Genomic DNA, 5,928 nt, shown 5'->3' with positions numbered 1-5,928 from the left:
AGACCGTGGCCGACAGATCAACGAAGAGACACCTTGGTCAGTCACAGACCGGGTCAGGCCACGATCCCGTGCGGAACACCATCAGTCTCACAGTCACGGACCTTGGTACGGAACAGCTCGCGGTACCGGGGGAACTTCGCGGCCACCCGGGACGGGGGCCCCGGCCTGGACAGCCCAGCTCGTCAGGCGCGCTCGGCCGCCACGGTCACGGTCACGGTCGCGGGGATGAACTCGGCGGGGCGGACTGCGGCGAGGCCGACCTTCATGACGATCCTGCCAGCCTTGACGTCCTCCTCGGTCATCGTGACGCCCTGGCCGATCTGGACGGAGTACGCCTCCTCCGGCTTCGCCCCCTGCAGCCCGCCCAGCTTCCAGAGGGAAAGCAGGTAGGCGTCAGCCTGGGACCGCAGCTTCTCCCACGTCGGCTGGGTGTTCGGCTCGAACGTCGCGAAGACGAAAGCCTTCTGCAGGTCGCGCTCCACCGTGTCGGCCAGACGCCGCACCGGAATGTACTTCCACCGCTCGTCGCCCTCGTTGAGCGTGCGGGTACCCCAGACGAGCGTGCCCTGCCCCGGGGACTCCCGCAGGACGCCGACCGGCTGTACCTCACCCATCTCCGTTTCGGTCACCGCCTGGAATGGGCGCACGTCGCCGCTCACCGTGACGTTCGCCGGCGTCTTCCACACTCCGCGCTTGTCATCGACCTGGCACCACACTCCGGCGACGGCGCCGACGGGCGGCACCGGCTGAGCGCCGTCCCCGGACGGGATCAGCCACGGGTGGTACAGGGCAGCGTGCGAGCTCTGGTCGGCGTCCAGCTTGAACCCCCTCACCGCCCCGCGAGCCTGCCGGGCGTCGCAGTCCCGGTCGGCGTGCAGAATGGCCATCGCCCGGTGGGCCGCCGCGTAGGCGGTCACGGCCCTCGCCGTCTCACGGGCGTTTGCACCGTCGTCCCACAGGCCGAGCGGTACCAGGATCGTCACATCGTCGAAGGCCTCCACCTCGGTCAGGGCCTCCCGCACGGTCTTGCCCGCGGTATTGGCCAGGTAACAGCGGCCACCCCCGTTCTCGAAGTACCCGAGCAGCACCCCACCGGTCATCCCCGAGCGCGCGCCCTCACCGGCAACCCCGCGAAAGTCGGACCAGCCGTGGACCCGCGCCACCCCCTCGAAGGCCGTACCGAAGTCGGAGATGAACACCGGCACGGCAGTCGGACCAGAGGACACAGACAGAACCGACATCGAACACTCCATCCAAGTCAGACGGGAAAGGCAGGCCCACCCGACCGCGCACAAAGCACGGCAAGCAGGCACCTCCTGCATCGGAGCGTAATGCTTCCAGCGCCTTCAGTGATCAAAGCCTGCGTTCGCGCCACCGCAGCCCAGCACCTGCGGCACAGGCGCAGCATCGCGGGCGGGCGCTATCGCCCCGATGGGCGGCGTTCGCAGGCCTGGGGTGTCAGCGCGGCGGCCTCGGCTCCGGTACCGGCCGGCGCCGGGCAGACCGTCGGGGCGAAGACCGCCACGCCGGTGGCGAGCCCCGGGGCGCAGACGTGGGGACGCGGGGGTTGTTCCGCGGTTCAGCCGAGGTCGTTGAGCCGCAGGTAGAGCTTGTGGTAGCCGCCGTCACCGCCGTTGAAGTGGAAGTAGTTCTCCCCGTTGGGCATGCGGCTCATGGAGATCAGGTAGTCGCGGGTCCAGCCGAAGGAACGCTCGTGGACCAGGTCGTCGTCGTTGACGAACAGTCCCAGGAGCGCGTTGAGCAGGCCGGCACCGAGGGAGAGCAAAGCGGCCCAGGCGGCGGCCTTCCTCGCCTCGTTGTCGTAGGCCTGGGAGATCTCGGAGGAGGTGTCCGCGGCGTGATCGGCGAAGTCGGCCAGAGCGTCACGCAGCTTCTGGTAGAAGCTGTCGGGGCTGTTGTCGGCTTCCCAGCACTGGATCTCGGCCGACATGTGCTTGTCGACCGTGCCGTTGAACAGGTACGTCTCCTTGCCGTAGACGTAGTCGAAGTGGTGCACCTCGCCGGTGTGGATGGATCCGTACTCCCTGGTGTCGAACGACTTCTTGGCCGTGGTGTCGCTGCCCGCGCCCAGCCCCCAGTAGATCTCGTCGGCTCCCACCTCCCCCGCGGACTCCTCCACCACGTGGAACTTGTGCATGCGCACCCGCACGGTGATCGGACCCGTGAGGCTCGCGTCCTGCGGCGGGGCGGTCAGGATGGTGATGCCGCGGCCGTAGTCGGCCATGGCCGCAATGTCCTCATCGGTGTCGATCGACTCACCTTCGGCGAGCCGGCTGACGTCGACGATGCGGACGTTGGGCTGGGCGGTGATCTCCTCGGCCAGCGCGGGCAGAGCGGCGGTCAGGTCGGCGCTGCCGAAGCCCTTCTCCAGCGGCAGGTCCGTGATCACCCGGGGAAGCACGGCGATCGGCCCTCGGGCACACGCCTCGCCGTACACCCGGCCCAGGCCCGGAAGTTCCCCCGCGGGCAGGTACTTGCCCGCGGTATCCACCAGACGCTGCTCCAGGTCGGTCAGCGGCAGGCCCCGGTCCAGGCGGGCCGCGGCGTGCAGCAGTACCCCGAACAGTAGGTTCCCTGGGCGGTTCATCTGCATCCGGCGGCCGGCGCGGGTCTGCGCCCGGGTCCCGGACAACATCGCGCTCAGCCGCTCTGCGCGCTCCTCGGCAGTGGTGGGCAACTCCGACATGAAAGACCACATCCTTCCCGAAAGGAAGCGCTCCCGGTGGCGGGAACACACACCACGAGAAGGTATCCACACGAACAGTCACCTTCTCGGCGCCCCGCCGCAGCCGACCAGCCAGAAACCGCCACGGCCTCCAACACGCCGGACGAACGCGACCTGCCTGCCGCGCGGTGCGAGAGCCGCGGCGCGGGTGCCCTGCGGCCGGCCACCGCGGCGGCGGACGCAGACCCGACCCGGGGCAAGAAGGAGGCGGGGACCCGAGGCGGGCGAAGCCGTTCGCGTGGCGTTCGAGTCGTCGGACGTTACATCGGCTCGGGCCCGGGGACGGGGAGCCCGCCGGACTCCCCGACGATCCCCTGGAGCGCGGAGAGGCGCCGAATCCTCATGAGCGTCACCCGACGAGCCGGCCCGGACGGCACGGGCCGGGCGTGGGGAGCGGCGGTGGAGGACGTTCCCGAGCATGCTGGTCGTCCTGGCCGCCGGGGCGGCGGGTCCACTCGCGGCCGGTCTCGTAGACGCAGGTGCTCCCCTCCTCGGGGATGTCGCCGCAGTCGACGCACGCCGGGGAGGTCATCGGTTCCTACGCCGCCGCAGCGTCGGGCGGGCTGCGGTTGCGGCCCGCGGGCGGGCGAATGAAGCTACTGAACGTGTCGGTTTGATTGCGAACGGTTTGCGCAGGCCGACGACGCCGACGATCGGGAGCTCGATCCATGACCACAACGCCCACCCTCACCGCCGTCACGGCCGCTGTCGAGCAGCTGCCCAAGCCGCCGCTTCGCGACTCCGAAGAGATCCAGGGCAACGTCCTGGCGGCCTTCAACAAGGACCACCTCACCTACCTGCACGTCCGCTTCCCGGACGCCAAGCGCGGGCGGGCCTGGATCGCGGGGATGCTCACCTGTATCTCCGTCACCAAGGAGGTCGAGGATTTCAACGAGCAGTTCTCCGTGGCCCGCAAGGCCTTCGACATGGACCCCGGCTTCAGCGCCACCTGGGTCGGCATGTCGCTGACCTATCCGGGCCTGAAGCTGGTCGCCGCCGAACCGGACCAGATCGACTCCGACCTCGCCCCGTTCGCCTCCCTGCGTCAGGGCTCGGACGGCCGCGCGCAGGCTATGGGTGACACCGGCGACAGCGCACCCGGCAACTGGCTCTTCGGCGCGCCGTCCGCACCCGTGCACGCCATCGCGCTGATCGCCTCCGACTCGTTGGACCGGATGCGGGAATGGGCGGAGCGACTCAAGATCCTCGGGCAAGCCAATGACGTCACCCTGGTGTACGAGGACCTGGGGCAGACCCTGCCCGGGGCGCTGCGGGGCCACGAGCACTTCGGGTACAAGGACGGCATCTCCCAGCCCGGCGTGCGGGACTTCCACCTGGAGGACCCGAACCGTCCGGGCTTCCGGCTCGGCCACCCGGGCACCGAGCTGATCGCCGCCGGCGAGTTCGTCTTCGGCCACCCCGCCGAGCCCGGTAGCAATGGCCGCCAAGCGCCGCAGTGGATGCACAACGGGTCACTGCATGTCGTCCGCCGCCTGCAGCAGGACGTCGGGAAATGGAACCGGGCGGTGGTGGACTCCGCCAAGAACATGACGCCGCCCATCGAAGACCCCAACCTGATGGGCGCCTGCCTGGTCGGCCGGTTCAAGAGCGGCGAGCCGCTCGCCCGTCCGAACGACGAGACCCGCGGCCTGGGCAAGGACCACAACGATTTCGACTACACCAACGACCCGATGGGCAAGGACACCCCTTGCGCCTCGCACATCCGCAAGACCCACCCCAGGTCGTTCGTCGGCAAGTCCAACCGCCTCATGCGCCGCGGAATCCCTTACGGACCGGTGTTCTCCGACGCGACCGAGACCGCCGACCGCGGACTGATCTTCGCCTGTTACGGCACCTCCCTGGAAGAGCAGTTCGAACTCATCCAGCAGCACTGGTCCAACAGCGAGACCTTCGTCGGCGGCGACCCGCAAGCACCGACCGGCGTGGACGCGGTGATCAGCCCCGGCGGCAAGATCAACCTCGCCATCGAGCACCAGGGCGCCTCCAACAAGGGCACACTCACCATGGCGCGCTTCGTGAAGACCACCGGCGCTCTCTACGGTCTCACCCTGTCCATGAGCGCCCTGAAACTGATCGCGGCCGGCAAGCCCCTGCCTCGCTGACTCCGATCAGCCCTCCCGTCCGGAAGGTGCGCTGCCGAGCGGGAGGGCCGGTCGTGGCCCGCAGTGGGCGAACGATCCCGCGAACAGACCCCCCGACACGGCGTCCAAGCCCATACCTTCAACGGGCATTACAGCACCATGCTGCGCGCACTCGAACAGGCCTGACAGACCGGCAACCCCATACCGCTGATCTTCCAGGCGATCGGGTCCATGGGCAGCGTGCTTGGCGCAGCGACCAGGAGCATTCCGATGACCGAATCCTCGGCCCCCCGGTACGAAGCCCCGGTGAAGACCATCGCCTTCGTCCAGTACCCGGGTCTCACTCCGCTCGACATCGTCGGCCCACTGCAGGTCTTCAGCGAGCTGTCCCATCTCGTCCCCGGCTACGACACGGTCGTGGTCGGCGAGCGGATCGAACCGATGGCGACCGACACCCCGCTGTCCCTGGTTCCCAGCCACACCTTCGAGACCATGCCCGACCCGTACGCCCTCATCGTGCCCGGCGGCACGACCGCCACCCTCGCCGCGATGGCCGACGAGAAACTGCTGGACCAGCTGCGCACCGCGGCCGCACGCTCCCAGATCATCGGCTCCGTGTGCACCGGCTCGCTGCTGCTCGCCGCCGCCGGCCTCCTCGAAGGACGCCGGGCCAACTCGCACTGGATGTACCGCAGCCTGCTGGCCAAGTTCGGGGCGATCCCGGTGGCCGAGCGCTGGGTCAGGGACGACAACGTCATCACCTCCGCCGGGGTGTCGGCCGGCATCGACACGGCACTCCACCTGGTCGGCGAGCTCGCCGGCCCGGACATCGCCCGCAAGGTCCAGCTGTTCCTCGAGTACGACCCCCAGCCCCCGTTCGGCCCGATCGACTGGCAGGCCGCCAACCCCGGCCAGTACGCCCCCCAGGGCCAGAAGCGTCTGCGCCAGGCCCTCGCCGACCACCCCGCGCTCCTGGAACGCCTGACCAACTGACAGTGATGATGTTCGTGGTGACGCCGCTGGCGGGTCTGACCCTCCAACTGACTGACGTCTCGACTGTCCTGTTTGGGATTTGTCGGC

Annotated in this window: 4 protein-coding genes; 2 read left to right on the top strand and 2 right to left on the bottom strand. The window is 69.2% G+C overall.

The features are described from left to right. Window positions 1–182 precede the first annotated feature (182 nt). Both ABZW30_RS46285 and ABZW30_RS46280 read right to left on the bottom strand, forming a co-directional pair. Window positions 183–1,241 carry a phage tail sheath C-terminal domain-containing protein gene (locus ABZW30_RS46285; RefSeq protein WP_355677369.1) on the bottom strand — a complete coding sequence of 353 codons (1,059 nt, stop codon included), beginning with the start codon at window positions 1,239–1,241 and terminating at the stop codon, window positions 183–185. 338 nt (window positions 1,242–1,579) lie between these two features. Continuing rightward, on the bottom strand, window positions 1,580–2,707 hold the full coding sequence (locus ABZW30_RS46280; RefSeq protein ID WP_355677368.1) for a hypothetical protein: 1,128 nt from the start codon (window positions 2,705–2,707) through the stop codon (window positions 1,580–1,582). Window positions 2,708–3,414: 707 nt separating this feature from the next. Between ABZW30_RS46280 and ABZW30_RS46275 the strand changes: the two genes are divergently transcribed. Together ABZW30_RS46275 and ABZW30_RS46270 are read left to right on the top strand one after the other, a co-directional pair. Beyond that, entirely contained in the window at window positions 3,415–4,869 is a 1,455-nt protein-coding gene (locus tag ABZW30_RS46275; protein ID WP_355677367.1) for a Dyp-type peroxidase, read from the top strand. Window positions 4,870–5,118: 249 nt separating this feature from the next. Continuing rightward, window positions 5,119–5,841 (top strand): DJ-1/PfpI family protein, encoded by a 723-nt coding sequence (locus ABZW30_RS46270; protein WP_355677366.1) that lies wholly within the window; start codon window positions 5,119–5,121, stop codon window positions 5,839–5,841. Window positions 5,842–5,928: the final 87 nt, after the last annotated feature.

Source organism: Kitasatospora sp. NPDC004669, assembly GCF_040609455.1.
In the GTDB taxonomy this organism is placed as follows: Bacteria; Actinomycetota; Actinomycetes; order Streptomycetales; family Streptomycetaceae; genus Kitasatospora.
The sequence above is the reverse complement of the archived record's forward strand: the minus strand, read 5'-3'. Positions and strand labels throughout refer to the sequence as shown.